General features: G+C 68.5%; 19 protein-coding genes and 3 pseudogenes. 12 read left to right on the top strand and 10 right to left on the bottom strand.

Translation table 11 applies throughout. The annotated features are described in order from the left end of the window. Nucleotides 1–163 precede the first annotated feature (163 nt). The 3 genes and pseudogenes from OHB49_RS38735 to OHB49_RS45950 all read left to right on the top strand — a co-directional run. Nucleotides 164–473, top strand: a pseudogene (locus OHB49_RS38735) (GntR family transcriptional regulator); the annotation flags it as partial. A gap of 347 nt (nt 474–820) precedes the next feature. Continuing rightward, on the top strand, nt 821–1,261 hold the full coding sequence (locus OHB49_RS38730; protein WP_329166780.1) for a VOC family protein: 441 nt from the start codon (nt 821–823) through the stop codon (nt 1,259–1,261). 141 nt (nt 1,262–1,402) lie between these two features. After that, nucleotides 1,403–1,684, top strand: a pseudogene (locus OHB49_RS45950) (VOC family protein); the annotation flags it as partial. 119 nt (nt 1,685–1,803) lie between these two features. On the opposite strand, the gene OHB49_RS38725 reads toward OHB49_RS45950, so the two are convergent. Next, a complete protein-coding gene (locus tag OHB49_RS38725; RefSeq protein WP_329165581.1) occupies nt 1,804–2,673 on the bottom strand; it encodes a sulfurtransferase in 870 nt (289 codons plus the stop codon). A 523-nt stretch (nt 2,674–3,196) separates the two neighbouring features. Here OHB49_RS38725 and OHB49_RS38720 point away from each other — a divergent pair. Next, nucleotides 3,197–3,439, top strand: coding sequence for a hypothetical protein (locus tag OHB49_RS38720; protein WP_329165579.1), 243 nt, complete (start codon nt 3,197–3,199; stop codon nt 3,437–3,439). Between the two features lie 347 nt (nt 3,440–3,786). Here the strand turns inward: OHB49_RS38720 and OHB49_RS38715 are convergent, their stop codons facing one another. Continuing rightward, nucleotides 3,787–4,665: an ATP-grasp domain-containing protein gene (locus tag OHB49_RS38715; protein WP_329165578.1), complete on the bottom strand. Its 879-nt coding sequence runs from the start codon at nt 4,663–4,665 to the stop codon at nt 3,787–3,789. Here OHB49_RS38715 and OHB49_RS38710 point away from each other — a divergent pair. Continuing rightward, on the top strand, nt 4,664–4,870 hold the full coding sequence (locus OHB49_RS38710) for a hypothetical protein (RefSeq protein ID WP_329165577.1): 207 nt from the start codon (nt 4,664–4,666) through the stop codon (nt 4,868–4,870). The genes OHB49_RS38715 and OHB49_RS38710 overlap by 2 nt on opposite strands. Nucleotides 4,871–4,972: 102 nt before the next feature. On the opposite strand, the gene OHB49_RS38705 is transcribed toward OHB49_RS38710, so the two are convergent. Continuing rightward, nucleotides 4,973–5,137 (bottom strand): DUF6228 family protein, encoded by a 165-nt coding sequence (locus tag OHB49_RS38705; RefSeq protein WP_443079610.1) that lies wholly within the window; start codon nt 5,135–5,137, stop codon nt 4,973–4,975. Between the two features lie 20 nt (nt 5,138–5,157). Here OHB49_RS38705 and OHB49_RS45945 point away from each other — a divergent pair, with 20 nt between their 5' ends. The 3 genes from OHB49_RS45945 (at nt 5,158) to OHB49_RS38695 (ending at nt 6,965) form a co-directional block, all read left to right on the top strand. After that, the gene (locus OHB49_RS45945) at nt 5,158–5,403 is read left to right on the top strand and encodes a transposase family protein (RefSeq protein ID WP_443079609.1); all 246 of its coding nucleotides are present in this window, start codon (nt 5,158–5,160) and stop codon (nt 5,401–5,403) included. A gap of 157 nt (nt 5,404–5,560) precedes the next feature. Continuing rightward, a complete protein-coding gene (locus OHB49_RS38700; RefSeq protein WP_030976601.1) occupies nt 5,561–5,941 on the top strand; it encodes an FKBP-type peptidyl-prolyl cis-trans isomerase in 381 nt (126 codons plus the stop codon). A gap of 469 nt (nt 5,942–6,410) precedes the next feature. Beyond that, entirely contained in the window at nt 6,411–6,965 is a 555-nt protein-coding gene (locus tag OHB49_RS38695; RefSeq protein WP_329165576.1) for a hypothetical protein, read from the top strand. Nucleotides 6,966–7,299: 334 nt separating this feature from the next. Here OHB49_RS38695 and OHB49_RS45940 read toward each other — a convergent pair whose 3' ends face one another. From OHB49_RS45940 to OHB49_RS38685, 3 genes and pseudogenes are all read right to left on the bottom strand, one after another. Continuing rightward, nucleotides 7,300–7,509: a transposase gene (locus tag OHB49_RS45940; protein ID WP_443079629.1), complete on the bottom strand. Its 210-nt coding sequence runs from the start codon at nt 7,507–7,509 to the stop codon at nt 7,300–7,302. Between the two features lie 124 nt (nt 7,510–7,633). After that, nucleotides 7,634–8,509: pseudogene (locus tag OHB49_RS38690) on the bottom strand (IS701 family transposase); the annotation flags it as partial. 370 nt (nt 8,510–8,879) lie between these two features. Further along, nucleotides 8,880–9,449 (bottom strand): GNAT family N-acetyltransferase, encoded by a 570-nt coding sequence (locus OHB49_RS38685; protein ID WP_329165575.1) that lies wholly within the window; start codon nt 9,447–9,449, stop codon nt 8,880–8,882. 733 nt (nt 9,450–10,182) lie between these two features. On the opposite strand from OHB49_RS38685, the gene OHB49_RS38680 reads away from it, so the two are divergent. The 4 genes from OHB49_RS38680 to OHB49_RS38665 all read left to right on the top strand — a co-directional run bounded on the left by OHB49_RS38680 (nt 10,183) and on the right by OHB49_RS38665 (nt 17,008). Then, nucleotides 10,183–10,683 (top strand): YfbM family protein, encoded by a 501-nt coding sequence (locus OHB49_RS38680; protein WP_329165574.1) that lies wholly within the window; start codon nt 10,183–10,185, stop codon nt 10,681–10,683. Between the two features lie 597 nt (nt 10,684–11,280). Further along, a complete protein-coding gene (locus OHB49_RS38675) occupies nt 11,281–11,943 on the top strand; it encodes a DUF7019 family protein (RefSeq protein ID WP_329165573.1) in 663 nt (220 codons plus the stop codon). A 5-nt stretch (nt 11,944–11,948) separates the two neighbouring features. Continuing rightward, the gene (locus OHB49_RS38670) at nt 11,949–16,292 is read left to right on the top strand and encodes a protein kinase domain-containing protein (RefSeq protein ID WP_329165572.1); all 4,344 of its coding nucleotides are present in this window, start codon (nt 11,949–11,951) and stop codon (nt 16,290–16,292) included. Further along, a complete protein-coding gene (locus OHB49_RS38665) occupies nt 16,289–17,008 on the top strand; it encodes a hypothetical protein (RefSeq protein WP_329165571.1) in 720 nt (239 codons plus the stop codon). The genes OHB49_RS38670 and OHB49_RS38665 overlap by 4 nt, the downstream gene beginning before the upstream one ends. A 275-nt stretch (nt 17,009–17,283) precedes the next feature. Here the strand turns inward: OHB49_RS38665 and OHB49_RS38660 are convergent, their stop codons facing one another. The 4 genes from OHB49_RS38660 to folE all read right to left on the bottom strand — a co-directional run bounded on the left by OHB49_RS38660 (nt 17,284) and on the right by folE (nt 20,870). Then, nucleotides 17,284–17,760 (bottom strand): hypothetical protein, encoded by a 477-nt coding sequence (locus tag OHB49_RS38660; protein ID WP_234432968.1) that lies wholly within the window; start codon nt 17,758–17,760, stop codon nt 17,284–17,286. 423 nt (nt 17,761–18,183) lie between these two features. After that, nucleotides 18,184–18,852: an NUDIX hydrolase gene (locus OHB49_RS38655; protein ID WP_329165569.1), complete on the bottom strand. Its 669-nt coding sequence runs from the start codon at nt 18,850–18,852 to the stop codon at nt 18,184–18,186. A gap of 63 nt (nt 18,853–18,915) precedes the next feature. Next, entirely contained in the window at nt 18,916–20,220 is a 1,305-nt protein-coding gene (locus tag OHB49_RS38650) for an MFS transporter (RefSeq protein ID WP_329165567.1), read from the bottom strand. A gap of 116 nt (nt 20,221–20,336) precedes the next feature. Beyond that, a complete protein-coding gene (gene folE, locus OHB49_RS38645; RefSeq protein ID WP_030932776.1) occupies nt 20,337–20,870 on the bottom strand; it encodes a GTP cyclohydrolase I in 534 nt (177 codons plus the stop codon). Nucleotides 20,871–20,921: the final 51 nt, after the last annotated feature.

Below are 20,921 nucleotides of genomic sequence, written 5' to 3'. Positions count from 1 at the left end.
TTGGTGGAAATGTTGCAGGGATGGAAAGCCTGTTCGGCATCCCCTCGGCGGGGCTGACAGGACGCGGTCGGCCGATCTGGACAGCGCCGGCCGGACTGCTATTCGCTCGTCCTCACGTCTCCAACCTTAGGAGCGGAGCAGCCCAGGAGTATGGTCCATTTCCATGGCGCAGCCTTGGGCCACTCCGGGGTTCGACCCGCATGTCGAGCCGACCGGGCCGGGCCTGCGCAAAGGGCTGACGAAGGCGCTGCGGGAAGCGGTCCGCTCCGGGCGGCTGGCGCCCGGCACCCGGCTGCCCGCCTCCCGCACGCTCGCCGCCGACCTGGGCATCGCGCGCGACACGGTCGCCGACACGTACGCCGACCCGGTGGCCGAGGGCTGGCTCACCGCACGCAAGGGCTCGGGCACCCGGGTGGCCGATCGCACCTCGCCCGGGCCCGGAACCGCACCCACCGCGCCCCGCCCCCGTGAAGTCCGGCATCCTCCACGGACGCCGAGCGCGATAGATCGGCGCCTTCGACACGTATTCGACAGGGGGCGCCAACGTCCACTGGCTACGGCCGCTCCTGCCGGGTATCTGGCTGAGCATGCTTACTCTGATCTATACCTCGCACAGCGCAGCAACCACGGCGTGGGCTTTCGTGGGAGCCATTCTCATCCTGCTGGCGGTGGGTTGGTACATCCGGATGAAACTCACCTCAGGCGCGATCCAGATTTTTCGGAGTTCGGCGGTCTGCGGATGTCGAGAACGTGCCACCGGCTCCGTCCCAGGGACATCAGCGGCCACCACCGGCCGCACGAGGAAGAAGGAGATACCAGCATGGCGATTCAGCGGATGGACAACGTCGGCATCGTCGTCGAGGACATGGATGCCGCCATCGCGTTCTTCGTGGAACTCGGTATGGAGCTGGAGGGCAGGGCGGAGGTCGAGGGCCCCTTCGCCGACCAGTGCACCGGACTCGACGGCGTCCACTGTGACATCGCGATGGTCCGCACCCCAGACGGTCACAGCCGGCTCGAGCTGGCGAAGTACCGCAGCCCCGCGGTGATCAGCGCCGGGCCGCGCAACCGGCCGCACAACATTCTGGGCACGCACCGCGTCATGTTCGCCGTCGACGACATCAAGGACACCGTTGCCCGCCTGCGCCCTCACGGCGCCGAACTCGTCGGCGAGATCGCCCGGTTCGAGGACAGCTACCTGCTCTGCTACCTCCGCGGTCCGGAGGGCATCATCGTCGGACTGGCCGAGCAACTGCGCTGAGAAGGAGGAACCGAACCATGCGGCCGCGTTTCGGCGTCCGGTCCGGGAGTAACGGCTCGATCCGCGCCCACTGCGCGTCACTCAACGGCATACTTTGAGCAACGACCAACCGGAGTCAACGAGACCTTCTGGTGTCGATGCATGATTGGTCGCTTGGAGAAGACAGTGCTCGACTGTCCTGATCCTCGCGCGCTCGCAGCCTTCTATGCAGAGCTTCTGGGCATGCGGGTCAACGAGGACTCGGAGAACTGGGTCGTGATCGGCACTGAGCCCGGCTCACGACAACTGGCGTTCCAGCGCAGCGAACACTGGGTGCCCCCGGCCCGGCCCGATCCACAACACCCCCAGCAGATGCATCTGGACATCCGTGTTGACCATGCCGACGCCGCAGAGCGCGCCGTCCTCGCCCTCGGAGCCAGGCGCCTTCCAAGCGAGTTGCTGTACAGCCGAGGTCCGGCGGAGACTACCCAGGACGCCGATCAGGGACTACAGACTCGACGACAGCCCAGTGAAAGTTCGCCACTTGACGGAGAGGCACACCGTCACGACAGCGGGCCCCTGCTCTCCGGGCCGGTCACGACCGGCAGATCCGAGGGCAGCCCCCATTCGCTCCACGACCCGTCGTACACAGCCAGCTCGCGGTACCCCACCACTTCGGCCCCCAGCGCCAGCACACAGGCGGTGACGCCCGACCCGCAACTGAAGACCAACTGCTCCCGGTCCCCGGTGAGATGGGAGAAGGCCGCACGCAGTTGCGGCTCCGGGAGCATCCGGCCGTCGTGCTGCAGCTCGGTGAAGGGCAGGTTCACCGACCCCGGCATATGGCCGCTGCGCAGCCCCGGGCGGGGTTCGGCGGCCACACCTGAGAACCGCCCCCGAGAACGGGCGTCGATGACAACCGAAGCCGGGTCGGCCAGGGCCTGCACCACCTCACCACTGCCGACTACCAGCCCCGCACGGGGCCGCGCGGTGAAGTCACCGCGCGGCCGCGCGGGCGCGGAACCGACACTCTCCAGCGGCAGCCCGGCCTCGGCCCAGGCAGGTAGGCCACCGTCGAGCACCGCAACCTGATCAAATCCCATCACCCGCAGCATCCACCAGGCGCGGGCGCTGGAGTAGATGCCCGCGCCGTCGTAGATGACGACGGTGTCAGCGTCGTTGACACCGAGGGAGCGCATCTCCTCGGTGAACCGGTCGGCGGCCGGCAACGTGTGAGGCAGTGGGTTGGCGTGGTCGGACAGTGCCCCGTCGATGTCGAACGGACGTGCACCGGGGATGCGCCGCTCTGCCCTCCGGTGCGCGCCCACGGAGGCGTCGAAGACCACCAGGCCCGGCGCGCTCAGCCGCTGCTCAAGCCAGTCGGCATCAACCAACGGGCCCGGGAGCGGGCCGATCGGGATCGGTGTGCTCACAGTGGACGCTCCTCGATCGTGCAGCTCTCAAAACGGCAGGGGTGAAGATGACGCCGGCTCCGACGCGGTTCGCCATGTGGCTGCAGATTCGCAAGGCCAAATCGCGGACATCGAATGCGACCAATAACAGGGCGACCCCCGCCCGAGCTCCCACACCATCCTGACGCAGGTCAACCCGGCCCCCTCCTCGATTCCCTGGCCTCATTGTGCATGGCTGGTCAAGCGGAAACCTTCCCGCGACTCGGGCTATCAGCAAGGCCTATGGTGCGCGGGCTGAGTGCACCTATCACCATGCCCCCCATATCGCCGACCTTCACCGCCTGCGGCTTGAGTGATCGTAGAGGTCCGGGAGCAGTGCAGTCACGAGACCGGCGGCGCTTGAGCGAAGCCCTCATGTGCGCTGCTTCCCTGCCTCCCACTCAACCCGATGCGGATCCGGGACGAAGGTTGTCCCGTGGCTCCTGACCAGGGATTACGGGACACCCTGTTTCTGGTGCCATGCCGCCACCTATGCGGGCGGCAAGTGGTCGAGATCTCGCGGCCGCCGTACCTGCCCATGGCGATGCGCTGGGAGAGGGCCGCCCGGCTACTGGAGATCGAGACCAACACCCGCCAGCGCCTTGGAGAGGCCCAGCGGATGCAGTGGCTCGGTGAGGTCGCCGGACTACAGGAAAGCCTGCGGCGCATCGCCGACAAGAATCAGCAGGCCGAACGCCTACGGGCGCAGGCTGGGCATGGTGAGGCCGGTGTCGGAGCACTCGGTTAGCGTCCCCGTCCCACGGCGCCGCTCCAGAGGCGGCGCCCTCGATCAAGGGCACATGTCCATCGCCGAACTCAGTGCGTGGCGGAAGGAGATCTTGGCGTTGGAGATCGTCCAAGACGATGACGATTCGGTCCCTGAGGACGAGGCTGGACGGTGCTTCGAGCGATTCGTCGAGCTCGCAGATCTGGTTGAGGAACAGTGGGGCCGAAGGCCGCGGAGTTGGTGGCATCGCTGACTGCCATGCACGACTTCGGGGCGCATGAAGCTGTCGACAGCGCGCTTGAGCGGTTCCCCGAGTTCGACCTGGCATTGGGAACGACAGCTGCCGAATTCCGATACTTCCGCAAGTGCTATAGACCGACCAGCAGTGCGGCCAATTCGCCTCGGCCGCTCGACTGGTGCAGATCACTGACTTGCCCGTCACCGACTTCGAGGACCCGCCACACCCCGTCCGAGCGAAGGGCGACGTCGGTTGTGACGAACCGGCACCCCAGGCGCTGCACTGCAGGCCCGATGTGATCAAGGTTGGGCACCAGCCCGCGCCCAAACGGGTTATCCGGATGGGGTGTCAGCAGCCTGGGTTCACCATCCAGCCACCACACGCGCACTTCAGCCGCGACGGACTCAAGCTTCGAGAATGCCTCGAAGGCGCGGAGAACGACGCCACCAGCCAGGAACTCCTCCTGCAGCTCTACAAAGCGCTGTACGACCCGTGTCAGCTGCACGGCGTCGGCGAGATCGGGAATGAAGCACGCCTGCTCCCACTCGTGCTTGCGGGATTTGACGTAGTCCTTCACGATTCCCGAGCCTGGCAGCAGGGGCTCGGCGAGAGCGGCCAGGTCGTCGGCGGTCAACATCTCACCGGGTTTGGTGGGGCGCCACACGCTCGCGGGCGTGATGTCGACGAACATCGGATACCAGCCCGGCAGTTCGTGGGCGGTCCGGTATTGCTCCGGTGTGACGAGCAACTCGGTGCCACGTCGGCTCAGCGCCTCAGCCAAAGCGGCGTATCGATCGCTGGGAAGCATCCAGCCTCGGTACCAGGCGTTTCCCAGCCCAGCTGGTACTTGTGCAACAGCCTGCTGCGCGTCGCCCTGCAACAGCGCGTCGTGGTCGATCAGCCCGACTGCCCCGCCAAAGGCGCGGACCTCCTGTGCTTCCGGTGCGAAGTGTTCGTCTACGCGCCGGGGTTTCAACGAATCACGGCAGTACAGGACGGGCATCGGCATGACCGACACGCTACGGAACCTCCAGCTCTCGGGCCACTGGTTTCGTGCTGCGAGGCACGGCACCTTGCCGCAGAGAAGGATCTTCGCGTCGGCCGGGCAGGAGGCGTTCTTCGAGGGCCACGTCCATGCTCTCAACGTGCTGGGCGGAGTGCCGACCGGGAACGTCCGCTACGACAACCTTAGAGCTGCGGTTGCCGGGTTCTAGGCTTCTCGCGGCAGCGGGTGGAGCCCGAGCGGTGGACCGCGCCCGCGCGGAACAGCAAGCCGTCGGCTGAGAAACCGTTCGGGACGGGCAGACTGTCGAGACCTACTCTTCGCGCAGGAATGCCCGCAGGTCCGCGGCTACGGCCGTCATTCCTTCGCCAGCCTCGATCACGGTCGTGACGGTACAGTTCCAGTCGCCGGGGAAGAAGCCGGATCGCAGGGTCCAGCCCAGATACACATGACCCCCCGAGCCGAACGTCGCTGTCACGACCAGGTGGTTGTGACGATGTGGACGTCAAGGCGGTTACTGCTGCGTTCGGCACGGTCGAGGTGGTGGCGAGAGGCCGCGCGGCCCGGGCGGCGTGTCCGGGCTGCGGGCGCTTCACGGACCGAGTCCACGACCGTTATCAGCGCAGGCTGAAGGACCTTCCGTGCAGCGGGCCACGCGCCACCAGGCGACGCCCACGGGCCATACCCGCGGACGCGGGGAGCGGGGCCTCGCCATCATCGAGTACGGGCGCAGCGTACCGATGACGTAGCACGCCCAGCCACACTGAGCATCGTGCTCCGTTGGGCTTGATGCACTCCAGGAGATCAGCGTTCACGGCAGCATGACGATCTACTGCATAGAGTGACCATGCGCCTGGCTGGCCTGTATGAGGGCTTCCGGCGGCGAGCGAATGAGGCTGCAATGAGTGAACTTACGAAGCCCGAGATCGACCTTCCGGAGGGTGACGCGCCCACCGAGCTGACAATCCGCGACCTCGTCGTCGGGGACGGGCTTGAGGCCAAGCCGGGCAGGGTTGTCCAGGTTCACTACGTCGGGGTCACCTTCGAGTCCGGAAAGGAATTTGACACCTCCTGGGACCGGGGCCAGACGTTCAAGTTCGCCGTGGGCGGTGGCAAGGTCATCAAGGGCTGGGACCGCGGGGTCAGAGGGATGAAGGTCGGCGGCCGGCGCGAGATCATCGTTCCCCCGCGCCTCGGCTACGGCAACCAGTCACCCTCGCCGTTGATCCCGGCGGGATCGACACTCGTCTTCGTGGTGGACCTGCTCTCCGTCGCAGTCTGAGGCCTTCTGCTACCCGGCTTCTCCGCCCGGAACCAAGGCCGGGCAACACCTGCAGGCCGACCACGGCACCACACCCGTGCACCCTTCACCCGCAGCCACGGACAGAGGCACGCGCCGGCAAAACACGCATCGGCGCCCGTGATCCACAAACGGCAGACACCCCGGTTGCGGGCCTGAACCTGAGCCCGGACCGCTGGCCGACGGCCGGGGTGCCGGCGGCATCCGCGCGGCGACCTCACGCCGCCTCTTCTCGTGGTCGCCGGGTCCCGGTGCTTGCGGCGCAAGAAACACACCGCCGGTTCGCAACAAACGCTGGGCCGCCGCTAGTCGGCAGCGCCGCCCAGGTAGACGACGGCCGCCTCGGCGACCCGTGTCCCCGACACGCCGTCAGCGAAGTAGCGACTGAGGCCCTGACCTCGCCGGTAACTTTCACAGCGCAGCCGATGCTGGGCAAGAGCGGGGGGAGATCGTGAACCGACCACTGCTGTTCCTCGATGTGGATGGGCCCCTCAACCCCTATGCGGCCAAGCCGGAGAAGCGCCCCGACGGCTACACCACACTCCGAGTGCCCCAGGACAGCGGGATCCACGAGGGACACGGGGGACTCTCGGCCCGGCGGCGACCCCTACGGGTGTGGCTCAACCCAAAGCACGGGCGAGCTCTCCTCCGGCTTGGCTACGAACTTTGCTGGGCCACCTCGTGGATGGACGACGCCAACCGGTGGATCGCGCCGGTGCTCGGCCTTCCCGAACTCCCTTTCGTCGACTTCGGCGACGTCCTGTTCCAAGACCGCCCCGACGGGGTCCACTGGAAGACCGGTCGGCTGGTCGATCACGCCAACGGGCGTCCCTTCGCCTGGGTGGACGATGAACAGAGTGATCTGGACCAGGCGTACGTGACCGCCCACCACCGTGGGCGTGGGTTTCTGCACCACGTCAACCCGCGGATCGGTCTGCGCGAGGACGACTTCCGCGAGCTCACGGACTTCGCCCGGTCCCTGGACACTTCACGGGCCACCGGCTGAGCCCAACGCCAGCCCATCAGGCAGCTCTGTGCTCAGCTCCGCCATCATTGCGGGACAACCTTTGGACAACAGGAAGCCCCGGGCCGCTGGCCTGGGGCTTTTTCGTGGAGCGGGTGACGAGAATCGAACTCGTGCTCTGAGTTTGGGAGGCTCGGGTGATCTAGGGGGTCGGGGCGCCTAACCTGCGGGCGAGCGACCTGGCACGGGTCTGGCACGGCGCTAGTAGGGCTTGGTCAGGTTCGTATGGGGGTGGGTATGTTGCGGTGGCAGGTGGGGCAGGCGCCGACCCAGAGGGCGAGGAGTGTCTGGAGTTCGCGGAGGACCTGGTAGAGGCTCAGACCTGCGCTGAGTCTTTTGGGTGGTGTGCCAGTCGTTGCAGGGTGCAGAAGGCATGAGCTGCGGAGACGAGGGTGACGTGGTGATGCCAGCCGTTCCAGGTGCGGCCTTCGAAGTGGGCAAGTCCCAGGGCCTGTTTCATCTCGCGGTAGTCGTGCTCGATGCGCCAGCGTAGTTTGGCCAGCCGCACCAGTGTGGCCAGCGGCATCCCGGAAGGCAGGTTCGAGAGCCAGAACTGCACCGGCTCGGGCTCGGTGGCGGGCCATTCGGCCAGCAGCCAGCGCTCTGGTAGTTCTGGACCGTCGCCGGCTGTGCGGGCACCGCGTCCGGCCGGTCGGACGCGCAGAGCGACGAAGCGTGAGTGCATGCGCTTGAAGCCGCTTTGGCCCTGGCCTGGCCGGGATCCTTCCCGCCAGGACACCGGTCTCGCAGCAGCCCGGCCTGGCCGCGATGACCAAATTTTTCATGGTCTGTGCAGGCTCGGGATACTGCATCTTCGGTGGCCGGCCGGTGCCCGCATAGGCAGGCTGGACAGGCCGGGCGCCGGCCCGATGGGCGGTGTGGCGGGAAGAAATGCCCACCGCATAAGGCAGGTTGCGTTCCTCCAAGCCCAGACGGAAGGCGGCGGCATCACCGTATCCGGCGTCCGCGACGACCAAGGGGAGGTCGATGCCCCACGAGCGGGTCTCATCGATCATGTCCAGGGCCAGCTGCCACTTCTCCACATGCCCCGCCTGGGAGGGAATGCCGCAGCGGCCCCGGCGGGCGACCTTGTCCGCATCCGCCTCCGGCGAGCCCGGATCCCAGGAAGCGGGCAGGAACAGCCGCCAGTTCACCGCGGCCGAGGCATGATCGCGGGCCAGGTGCAACGACACCCCGACCTGACAATTGGTGACCTTGCCCGCGGTGCCGGTGTACTGCCGGGACACACACGCCGAGGCGTCCCCGTCCTTCAAAAAGCCGGTGTCATCGACGATCAGCGCCTCCGCGCCGATCACATCCTGCATCTTCCAGGCCAGCCGGGCCCGCACATGCGCTGGATCCCACGGGCTGGTAGTCACGAAGTGGGCCAGCGCCTGCCGGTTGCCGTCCTCGCCCAGACGCGCCGCCATCGGCTCCACCGACTTGCGCCGACCCTCCAGCAGCAGCCCACGCACATACACCTGCCCCCACCGCCGCTGATCCGCACGGAAGAACCCGTCGAACATCTCCGTCGTGAATGCCTCCAGGTCCTCCCGGACCCCGGCCATCTCTTCAGGTGTCACACCACCTCAACGACACTCACCAACAAGCAGACACGCCACCCACGAGTGAAGCTGACCAAGCCCTACTAGGAGCGTGGGTCGGTAACGAGCAAGCCGTCGAGGGTTGGTGGTCGGATCTCTGGCGGTCTGGGGATTGTCGGCGGTGTCGGGGCGGGTGCGGGGTGCGGTTGCTGTGGAGGGTGATGCTGCCGCCTGGGCGCTCAGGCTCGGGCGGCGGCCAGTCCGGGGGTTCCGACCTGCCCGAAGATCTTTCGCAGGTTGTGGCATGCGGCCAGTAGCCGCCATTCGGCGCGGGCGCCAGGCGGGGTCGGGCTCAATCGCCTGATCGACTGCCAAGATCCGCGGACAGCGCCGCGTAGATGTACTCGCTGCCCCAGCGATCCCCGTCGAGGTCGTTCTCGACCAGGTGCGCCTCCCGGCGCATCCCGAGGCGCTCACAGACCCGCACAGACCCGGTGTTCTCCACATCCAGCCGTGCGTAGAGCCGGTGCACGCCCAGCGTGTCGAAGGCAAACCCGGCCAGCGCCGCGGCCGCCTCGGTCGCGTAGCCGTGCCCCTCGTGACCTGGGTCGAGAGTCCAGCCGATCTCGGCCTGGGCGGCGCGGGCATCGGCCAGGCCGAGGCTCACCTCGCCAAGGACGCCGGGCTCATCGCGTCGGCAGACAGCGAGCGCCAGCTTGTCCCCGTCGGCGCGCCAGGCCGTCTGCGCCGCGCGCTCGGCGGCAACCTGCCCGCTGCGCTCACGCGTGTGCGCCGGCCGGTACAAGTAGCGCGCCACGCTCGGCAGACTCTGGTAGGCGTACAGGTCGTCGGCGTCGCCGGGAGTGAACAGACGCAGCGTCAACCGGGACGTGGTCAACGGCAGCAGCGAGGCGACGTCCATGCGGACCTCCGGGACGCGGATGTGGATCAAGTTGCGGACTGATTGTCACATCACGACTGCCCGGCAGCCACGCCTTTTCAAGAGCAGCGCTCGGCAGCCGCACTTCACCACGAGGCGCGGCATTCCAGGAGTTGTTTACTGACCCACGCTCCTAGCCGACAAGAGCGTGGATCGCCGCCACGAAGTTGAACACCGCCGGCAGGACGAAGATACTCCCGACCACGATCCATCCAGTCCCGGCGACACGGCGGCCCCGGCTCGGCGGTGGCGGTGGAATCAGCCGATTCCCCACTCTCACCGTTTCGTTGGGGGCGATCAGGCTGCGCCCGGTGCGGCGTTGTCTCCGCCCCAACCATATGAAGACGACCGCGGCCATCGCCGTGAAGGCGGCGAGTTGAAGATGCTCACTCGGTGAGTCGGCGCCGGCAAGCGTCACGGTTACGTACGACACAAGAACTTCCCCCAGTGGATCAGCGGTGAGTGGATCACCTCACGACGGTTTGACCATGTCAAGCGGGTTGGGTCGTACTTACGGCACCCCCAACACGCTTTCCAACCGTGTGGGGGGCGGTGGAGGTCGTTCATCACCGTTCACCTGCGTACCACCCGGGCTGTTGAAGCACATGGTTCGGAGCTGTGGACCCCCGTGAACGGCCTTGGCCGTGGATGGATGAGACGGAAGAACTGAGACGGACCGGCGAGCGATGTCAGTCGTGGTGTCGAGCATCCGGCCATGAGCATCATCGGTGAGTACTTCCGTGTGACGGCGGCCGAGCTGGACCGGGCGATTCAGGATTCGGACTGGGCGCTCGGTCACATCGAGGAATCGCGGGACGTTGAAGAGGAGGCCAAGCCTTCGCCGGCCGAGGCCCGCCATTTCTCGACGTACAAGGCGTGGCACCTGTTGGACTTCCTGCTGCAACGCTCCGGGTTCCCCGTCGGCGTCATCCACGGGGAAGAGTCCCTCGGCGAGGCCGACGATTGGGGATACGGTCCACCGCACTACCTGCCCGCGGACCGGGTTCGCCTAGCAGCCGAAGAACTGGGCTGCTTGACGTACGACCAACTCCTAGACGGAGTCGAACCGCACGAATTGATGGCTGCGGCGATCTACCCGCTGGGTTGGGAGGACCGGTCCTCGCTGGAGTGGGGCGGAGACTGGTTCGCCGGCCTGGCGCAGTACTTCGCTGCCGCAGCTCAGGCGGGGCATGCGGTCATCGTCTGGCTGGACTGACTCTGGGCCTGGTGAGCGCCGCCTCGCTCGGCAACTACGCGCCGGATGCCACGTCGGTCTCGTTCTCCGGTGTGTTCGACGGTACGAAGCGGCTGACGGTCATGGCTTGCGCAGGTGGCCGAGGACTGTGTAGTGGCCGGCGCGGCCAGTCGGCCGGTAAGGAACCGCAGGGTTCGGCCGGACAGATCGATCGAGGACGAGTGGACAAGCATGTGAAGCTCCTGGCGGACACGGGTGATCTTGGCCGAGAACCCGTCCACCAGGAGCTCGTCCTTGCGCAGGAGCGTCCAACTTGCAGTCGGCATCAGGATGTTGGAAAGCGTTCACTGATGTTCGGCCCCACTTTCCCCAAAGTCGCACATGACTATTCAACCTGGATCATCCTTGACGACGGCCCGCTTGAACTCGGCAGCCCGCGCCGAACACAGCCAGTTCCCCAGGGCCTTTGCGTGATCGCGACTGGTCTCCTGAATGTGCGTCATCCCGATCGGAGCGAGGGCACCGCAACCTCACGGTGCCCGACCCACGCATCTGATGGCTCGCGTTGGGCCGCGATCGCTACGCTGGGGCAGGTCAATGCCTGGGAGGGAGCTGGCAATGTCGTTCAGCTACTACGTTTACGTCAGCGACAGCAAGATCGACATGCTGTTGCCGCAGATCGACCCCAGGTTCGGGGCGAAGCGCCAGACGGAGCTGGGCGTGAATCTCACGGTGCTGTCGGCGAAGCGAACGACCGAGGGCCCGTCCGGCGACCGGATCGGCCGGCTGGAGACCGTCGTCGGGTACCTTCGCGATCACGGTGATCTGGGCTCGGTGGACGAGCCGGGTCAGTTCTTCTGGGGGTTGCTGCCGATGCGCTGGGGGGCGTTCCCCGCCGATCCCACGTCCTCGCTGGTGTTCTTCGGCGGGCGGAGCGAGGATACCGTCGTCGGGCTGGGCGGCTCGTACAAGCACGTGCTCGACTCCGTGCCGGACGCCGCGGCGCACGGGGTGGGGCGCTCGATGATGTCGTCGATGCTCGACGGGCTGGGAGTCACCTCGGACCTGGAGGACGAGTACGTCGCCGACGCGGTGGACGGCGACCTCGACCGGGCCGATCGCGCCGCGCTCGCCCGGGTGCAGGGCGCCGTGGCGAGCCTGCGGTGGCCGGCGCAGAACGTCGAGTTCGTGGCCAAGCGCCTGCTGCACGGCGACAGCCCGGACGGTACAGCCAGGTCGGTGCTGCTCGGGACGCCGGTGTACGTCGCCATCGTCGACTGACCGCGATGGCGACGTGGCGCCGCGGTGACGTGATCCTCGGCCTCTACGAGGTCCTGGACGTGGTGCGCGCCGGCGGCATGGGGCTGGTGCACCGGGTCCGGCACCGCGGCTGGGACATCGACCTGGCGGTGAAGACGCCGCGCCGGGCCGTGGTCCGTTCGCCGGACGGGATCCGGGACTTCGAACGGGAAGCCGAGGTGTGGGTCGGGCTGGGTCTGCACCCGCACATCGCGAACTGCGTCTACGTCCGCACCCTCGACGGCGTGCCTCGGGTCTTCGCGGAGTGGGCGGACGGCGGCAGCCTGGCCGAAGCCGTCCGGAGCCGGAGCCTCTACGGGAGCGACCCCCTGGGATCGCTGCTGGACGTCGCCATCCAGTCCGCGTGGGGGCTCGACCACGGGCACGAGAACGGGGTCGTGCACCAGGACGTCAAGCCCGCCAACGTGATGCTCACCCGGGACGGCACGGTCAAGGTCACCGACTTCGGCATGGCCCGGGCCCGCATTGCCACCGGGGAGGACGCCGGGGACGCGGATCCGTTCGTCAGCCGCGGCGGCCTGACTCGCGAGTACTGCTCGCCCGAACAGGCGCGGTCGCCGGACGGGCTCACGACGGCCACGGACGTCTGGTCCTGGGCGGTCACCGTCCTCGAGATGTTCCTTGGCAAGCAACCGGTTACGGACGGGACCACGGCGGGTGGCTTCTTCGACGGGCTCGCCCGCTCCGGGGCCCTGGGCGCGGTCCTGCCGGTGCCGGTCGAGGTGGCGGACGTGCTGCGCGAGTGCTTCACCGAGGACCCGGCCGCGCGTCCTGGCCGGCTCGGGCCGCTCGCGGAGCGCTTGATCCGGGTGCACGAGCGGGAAGTCGGCCCGTATCCCCGGCGCACCCCGGCGGCGGCCGATCTGCTCGCCGACGGCTTGTCCAACCACGCGCTGTCCATGCTGGACCTCGGCCGCCGCGACAGCGCCGAGGAGCTGTGGACCAGGGCTCTGCGGGCGGATCCGCACCACCTGCACGCCCGCTGCAACCGCGGGCTGCACCGGTGGCGGACCGGGGTGATCACCGACGCCGAGATGGTCGACGAACTGGAGTCCGTGCGGTTCGGGGATCCGGGTGACGGTGTGGGGGCATACCTGCTCGCGCTGGTGCATCGGGAACGCGGCGATCCGGTCGCGGCGGCCGCGCTGCTGCGGGACGCGGTCGCGCGGACGCCCGGCGATCCGCAGATCGCCGCCGCGCTCGCGTCGGTCGAGTACGCACCCGCCCCCGCGCAGTCGGTCCTGCCGGGGGAGCACGAAGACGGGATCGCCGCCCTCGCGCTGACCCCGGACGGCCAGGTCGCGGTCTCGGCCGACCGCTCCGGCGGGCTGCGAATCTGGGACGTCGCGGCGAAGGAGTGCCGGCAACAGTTCGAGCTCGAGAAGTACAGCGCCTCGGCCCTGGCGGTGCGCGACGACGGACAGCTCGTGGTAGTCGGCGGGGGAATCGGGCGGGCGCTCGTGCTCGACCTCGAAGCCGCGGCCGGGTTCGAGCTGCCCGGCCACCCCAGCTGGGTGGGCCTCGTCGCGCTGACGGCGGACCAGCGGCACGCGGTAACCAGCGGCTTCGAAGGGGAAACCGTCACCTGGGACCTCGAGACGCGCGAACCCCTGGACGTCCGGCAGTTCGAGAACAAGGCGGACGTCCTCGGTGCCCAGGGCACGCTGTGCTCCGTCATCGACTACCAGCGCCACACGAACTCCGTGTACGACGTCCGCACGGGCGAGCTGGTGCACCGGTTCGACCGCACCCTGATGGGGGCGCGGTTCAGCGGCGACGGCCGCCTCGCCGTGGTCGGCCTCGGCAGCACCGACGTCCGGTTGGTCGATCTCGAATCCGGCGAACCCCGGCGGGAGCTGAAGACCGGCCACGGCCGGATCGCCGTCAACCTGGACGGCACGGTCGGCTTCTCCAGCGGCGGCCGCGACGAGCCGTCGCGGGTGTGGGACCTGAGCAGTGGCCGGTGCCGCCTGTCCCTGGACCCGGCGCCCGACACCAAGGAGGTCGTGCTGAGCGCGGCCGGTCGGGTCGCCGTGACCGCCGAGGGGAAGTCCGTTCGGGTGTGGCACCTGCCGCCTGCGGGGCCGCCGGCCCCGTGGAGTTACGTCCGCCCACATGAAGCCCCGGACGTCGCCGCCACCGCCGCCCGGGCGGCCGCGCTGCTGGCGGAGGCAGCCACGCTGGCCGGTGCCGGGCGGCTCGACGAGGCGGCCGGCCGGATCCGCGCCGCTCGCGCGCTGCCCGGGCATCGGCGCCACGCCGAGCCGGTGCGCCTCTGGCGCCGGCTCGGCGCCCTCGGCCGCCGGTCCGTGCTCGCCGACGCCTGGTCCGCGGGCCGGATCGTCCCGGAGGACGGCCGGTCGTGGGCCCTGGAGTTCAGCGGCCGCAGCCCCACCGCGCTCGCCCGCGCCGGGGACGCCGCCGAAGCGTGGGTCTTCGACGTCGAGACCGGGCAGCTGCTGCACACGCTCAGCCTGCACACCGGCCACATCAGCGCCGTGGCGATGACCGCCGACGGCCGGCTCGCGGTGTCCGGGGGCGAGGACGGCCGGGTCGTCGCCTGGCACCCGCGCGACAGGCGGATCGTCCAGCTGTTCACCAGCCCCCGCGACCACGTGTACTACGTCGCGGTCAGCGAGGACGGCCAGGTGGCTCTCTCGGGAACCGTCGACGGCCTGGTCGCGGCCTGGGACATCGGCAGCGGCCGGACCATCGGGCGCTGGGAGGCGCACTCGGGGGCGGTGCTGGACGTGGCCGTCAGCGCTGATCACCGCTACGGGCTATCTCGCGGCCAGGACGTCAGCGTGAAGATCTGGGATCTGCGCGAAGGCGAGCTCCGGTGGGTGCTGCGCGGGCACGACGAGTGGATCGGCGCCGCGCGCCTGAGCGACGACAGCCGGTTCGTGGTCACCGGTGGCGCCGACGCCTCGGTGCGGGTCTGGCGGACCGCCGACGGGGAGTGCGAGGTGGTGCTCACCGGGCACGCGGACGCCGTGGTCGACGTCCTGCCGAGCCCGGACGCCCGGCTGCTGCTGTCCTGCTCGGTGGACGGCACCGTCCGGCTGTGGGACGTCGTGGGTGCTCGATGCGTCCACGTCCTGGCCGGGCACACCGGCATCGTGCGAAGCCTGGCCGTCACACCGGACTTCCGGCTCGCGGCGTCGGGCGGGGAGGACCGGAAGGCCCGGTTGTGGGACCTCACGACCGGCCGGCAGCTGCGCGCCTTCACCGGCTTTTCGCACGCGGTCACGCACGTCGCGCTGGCCCCGGACGGCGCCCTGCTCCTGGCCGGCGACGAGAGCGGGCGTCTGCTGACCTGGGCCCTGGACTGGGAGTACGACTTCGGCTCGGCGACCGGCTCCCTGCGGCCGGAGGCCGAGCCCGCGCTCGACGAGCTGCGGGCCGAGGTCGACGTTCCGCTGCCTTCCCGCAATGACAGCCGCCCGGCGCTCGTCGAGGTGTTCGCCCGCCTCGGCGACCGGCAACGGCACGCCGTCACCCGCACCCTGGAGCTCGCCGACGAACTGGACAAGATCCTTTCGCGCACCGACACCGGCTATCGGCTGTACGTGCGCTTCGTGGCGGAGGACGCGGCAACCCGGGAGCCCACACAAATACCGAGCACGGCCGAACGGCTCGCTCTGCTGCTGCGGCCGGAGACAGAGCTGAACCGGTCCGAGGAGTTCTGGGCCGGTTACTTCGCCGACCAGCTCCAGGACGACCTCGTCACGCTCGCCGAGGCCGCCCCGGTCCTGCACCGCGAGGGCGAACTGGCCGCGGCCGAGCACACGTGGCAACTCGTCGTCGACGTCCGCTCCCACCTCTGGGACGCCGGGCACGTCGAAACCCAGGGCGCGATGCTCGGCTGGGCCGCGGTCCTCACCGATCTGCACCGGGAGCCGGAGGCCCTGGCGCTGGTCCGGGCGGTGACCGGAGAGCGCGCACAGGACCTGGGGCCGGACCACCCGGCCACCCTGGAGGCGACCGCGGCGCTCGCGTCCCTGCTCTCCGCGAGCGGAGAGCAGGCGGAAGCGGAACGGATGTACGACGACCTGCTGCCCCGACTCGTGATGCGCTTCGGCCGCGACGACGGCCGGACGCTCGACGCCCGGGTGGGGCTGGCGCGCGTGCACCACCGGCTCGGGCGACCGGGCGACGCCGAGCCAGTCCTGCGCGAGGTGCTGGCGAAACGGCGGCTGCGGCTGGGCGACGACCACCCGGACACGCTCGCCGTCGAGACCGAACTGGACAGCGTGAGGGGGCCGGCGCCGGAGAAGCCGGCGCGGCGACGATGGAGGAGGCGGCGATGATCCCGGATCGGTCCAGTATCGAAGCCCTGATCACCGGCACGGTATTCATGGGCGAGGTCGGGGCGTTCTTCCCCGTGAGCATGACGTTGCGAGGCGACGAGTTCGCGGCCGTGTTCATGATGCGCGCCAGTCAGCTCGGGCATCGGACGACCGGGCCGTACACGCCCGACCGGCCACCGGTAGATGCGATGAACTGGGCTCAGCTGCGGACGGGGATCGGCATGGCGGGGCGCTTTCCCCGCTTCCGGATCGACGCGAGCGGCTGGTGGCCGCGCATCCACGTCGAGCTGCTCGGAACCGCCGTCCGTGGGCTGATCGTGATGCCGGAGGAAGTGACCGCGGAGTCGGTGAACGCGCCTTACCTCGGCGAGTGGCAGGAGCAGATCTCTTCCACGGTGCGGATCGCGCTCGACTGGATCGCCCGCTGGCTCACGGCCTGTCACCACCAGGCCGGCGGCACCGAGCCGTCGGTCGACCTCGATCTGGTCTATCGGCCGGACGACGATTACGAGACCCGCCTCGCCCAGGTCGACGAGCGGGTGCGGGAGCTCATCCCGCCGGTGCGCCCGGTCCTTGAGCTGCGCTGGCGTTCTGTGAGCCCGGCCCAGCGCAAGGCCTTTGTGAAAAACCTGAAAGGCGCCCGAAGGATCGGGACCCGGTCCGACCGGCGACTGAGCAGCCGGATCGGCGATATCGAGCTGGAAGTGCCGGGCTGAGGAAAGCCACCGTGAACGCCCTCCAATATCCCGATGCCGACCGCAAGTTGGACGCTCCTGCGCAACGACGAGCTCCTGGTAGACGGGCTCTCGACCAAGACCACACGGAGGCCCTCGCCCGCGCTCCGGTACTTGTGACCACTACTCCCCCGGGCTCCCCGCCGCCGGCTGGTGGCAGGGAACCCGGGGCAGGCAGCGCAGCCCGTAGGGCTCCGGCGGGCCGGCTGGATCCGCCGGAGCCCGATGCCAGCCCGGACAGATTCAGCAACGGCGGATCAGCCGCACCGGATGTCCGGGGTGCTGAGGGTGTACGTCACCCCGCCCCGGACCAGCGAGCCGCTCAGGTGGATGCACTCACTGGTCGCGTCGAACCAGGTGTAGAGCGGCCCGGCGTAGTAGTGGTAGTTGACCGGGTGCTCCTGCGGCGGGTCGGCGACATAGTCGCCGCTCTCGTCATGGAGGTACAGCTTGATGTTCGACGCCAGGCCGTCGTAGGGGCTGGACCAGAACTTCGCGCAGTTCCGCTTCGTCGAGGCGTTCCAGTAGGTGCGCGCGTAACCGCCCCCGTTGCGCCCTGAAGGGCTCTGGGCCCAGTACGTCTTGCCGTCCCAGCTGCCGCTGCACTCGACGGCCGTGGGGGCAGCGGCAGCTGCCTCGGCCGGTGCCGCCTGCGCGGTCGGGGCGGCGACCAGACCGAGCAACAGTGCCATGACACCGAGGCCCAGCAGTTGTGTTCTCCGTAAACGCTTCATCCGCAACTCCTATGGTGAGATGTCGGAAATCCGGTACATGACGGTTCGCACTCGGAATGCTCTGCTTGCCGCGGGGGCGACACCCGGCTTTTCACGAAATCTCCGCCGGATCACGTCGACGGACCGTCTCGAGCAGCAGCACGGCCCGGGCCGGCGAGACCGCCACCACGACCGCCGCCCCCGGCGCGGACACACGGATGAGAAGTGCTCCGCCCCTGCGGATCCGCGAGCGCGCCTCGGGTCGGGGGCCGGGGGCGCTGGGCAGACCAGCGGCCGCCCCCTGCCCCGACCCGCAGATCATCCACCCGACGACCGGAACACCTCCGAAACGATCACTCCGCGCCGGTGGATCCGGGTTCAACAGCCACCTCGACAAGCATAGGTTTTGTTACTGGTCACCGGCGCATCTTCCATGATCAGGAGTTACACCGTTCGCTTCACAGTCCCCTCCCCGGAGGTGCGCCCGACGGCGTGCAGGAGTCTGTTGGAATACCGATCGATGATGTGTTCCACGGCGAACGTCGGCTGGGAGGAGAGTGCTTGGTCGAGAGTGAGCCAGAGGGGCTCCTCACCTTCCTCGTTCACGGTCAATTCCCCCTGAGTTCCAGCTGCCCGGTGGTCGTCGACGTCCAGCAGATAGGCGTGCCAACGATGGGCGTCGGAGCCCCTTCTGCACATGTCTCCGTTGAGATGCTCGTCCGCAACGAGCCGGAGGTCCCCGTGCGCGTCGCGGATTCCTACTTCCTCCCAGAGCTCCCGCGCTGCCGCGCGCTTGGGGTCCTCTCCGCGTTCAACATGGCCTGCGGGTACGGTCAGACGGTAGGGAAAGGCAGTTCTCTGGAAGAAGAGAAATCTCCCTCGTGGGTCACGTACGAATACGCCGGCGCTCTCATGCCAGTACTCGCCGTCTGAATCGGTCCACCAGCAGATGCGGGGATCGACGACGACGGCTCTTCCGGCCTCGCGGCCGCACGAACCGCAGGTGCACCGTTTCCTTCCGTCCACGACGATCCATTCGACGGTCTCGGCGTGGCAGTACAGGCAGTACTCGCCACAGGTGTTGTCCTGCAGCGGGAGGAAGTCGATTTTCATCCTGTCCCCTTTCAAGGAGAAGGCCGCCGTCAGCATTCGGGAACCCCCACAGCCGTGGCTCGGTCAGATTCTGTTGCGGTTGGGCTTGCTGACATCCGGCGCCTTCCGTAAGGGCTCCGATCCCTCCCCCACGTCCACACCGTCCGGTGCGTAGATCGACCGGGACACGCCGTCTGCAGTGCAGGTTGCGGACGTACGGGCGCCCTTCAGCAGAAGGACTGTGCCAAGTCCGCCGAAGACGAAGGTCGCGGCAGCGACGGCGCCCCATCCCGCCGCAGCGATGGCCAGGCCGAAGACCGGTGGTCCCATCAGCATTCCCACACTGCCGAGTTGGTTGAGGATGCCATTGGCGACATCGACATGCTCAGCACGGCTCACCGCAGCGGGGACCGCAGCGAAGACTGCGGAGATCAACAGTCCGTCGACGAGGAGAACAAGCGTGGCGGCGCCGCCGCTGACCGCGAGTGGGAATTCGGCCGAGAAGGCGGGGAGGCAGGCCACCGGCATCAGTACGCCCAGCGGGACGAGCGAGGAGAGGGCCCAGCCGCGCCGCAGCAGCCAACTGGCGGCAAGCCCCCCGATCGCACTACCCAGGCAGACGAGTGCCACCACGGTACCGGCCACAGTCGGCGTTACCTCTCGGTGCTCGGTGAGGTAGAGCGGGAGGACCATCACCACAGCGACGCCGACCAGCGACAGGCTTCCGTACGCCGCGCCGAGCCTCAGTGCCCCATTCCAGGTGCCGACCGCGGGATGAGGGTACTGCACGGGTGTCATCGGCAGCCGAGGCAGGACGACGGTGAGCGCCCCGGCCATGATCAAGGGACCGAGCGCGGTGAGGGCCAACCATCGGTTCCACGTCCACTGAGATGCCAGGACTCCGCCCAGGGCCGCGGCGACGGCCAGGCCCATCGGAACGCACGTGCCCCACAACGCGAGCGCCGCCGATCGGATGCCGCCCTGCGTCATGCGGGTGATTACGACCGGACCCGCCACGAACACCAGCAGGTAGCCGACTCCTTCCGCGACACGCGACCCCAGCAGCAGACCCCAGGATCCGGCGGTCGCGCTGATGGCGGTTGCAACCGCCATGACGAACAGGCCCCAGGGCAGAGCCCGGTGGGCGCCGAAGCGGACGATCCACCATCCCGCCGGGATGCCGAGGAGGGCGCTCACGGCCGTAATGCTCGATGTGGCCCAGGCGAGCGCACCGGCTGACAACCCCAGTGACGAACGCAGAGCGGATCCCGCCGGCGAGACGGCGCCCAGGCCGACTGCCGCCAGTACGCCGGCGAGCCATGTCGCCACAACGTACTTCCAGGGTGACGTCGACACGCGGCGGTGGCTGCCTCTCTTCCTGTCGCGCACGGGTTCTCCTTGTGTGGCTGGCGTGTTGTCCCCACGGCGGTCGTCCAGGGCCGGGTGACCGGTGCCGCGTGGCGGGAGGTCGATCCCTTGAGCACCTCCCGCCACGCGAGTCCGGATCAGTCGTCCAGGCCGAACTTGGCCATCAACTCCTGATGGCCCGCCACATACGAGGTGTCGGTGATCACGGTCTGGTCGGACGGACCGCGGCTGCACATGCAGAGGTGGCGGCTACGGGAGGTGACTCGCACGGCTTTTGCGCCGCCGGAGGACATGATCTCTTCAGCGATCTCCTTGACGAGGTACTCCTGGATCTGGAAACGCCGGCTGAACGCCTGGACCAGGCGAGGGAATTTCCCGAGTCCGAGAATGCGGTCACCGGGGACGTAGGAGATGTTGACCTTCCCGAAGAACGGCAGGAAGTGGTGGGCGCAGATCGAGAAGAAGTTGTTCTCCTGGACACGCACCACGCCGGTGTGCTCGCCGTTCACCAGGCAGGTGGTCTTGAGGATCTTTGACGTGTCGATCTCATAGCCGCTCAGCAGCTCGCGATAGGCCCGGACGATGCGGTCCTCGCACTCCGGGCCGCTGTACCAACCGAGTGCCCTCGTGTCGGTGGTTACATTGGTTTTGAGCCAGTCTTCAATGGTCACCTGCGGCCTCCATTCCCACTCCCACCAAGGGCTCCGAAACCCGGTGGAGTT

Source organism: Streptomyces sp. NBC_01717 (assembly GCF_036248255.1).
Classification (GTDB): domain Bacteria; phylum Actinomycetota; class Actinomycetes; order Streptomycetales; family Streptomycetaceae; genus Streptomyces.
This window is presented reverse-complemented; position numbering and strand designations above follow the sequence as displayed.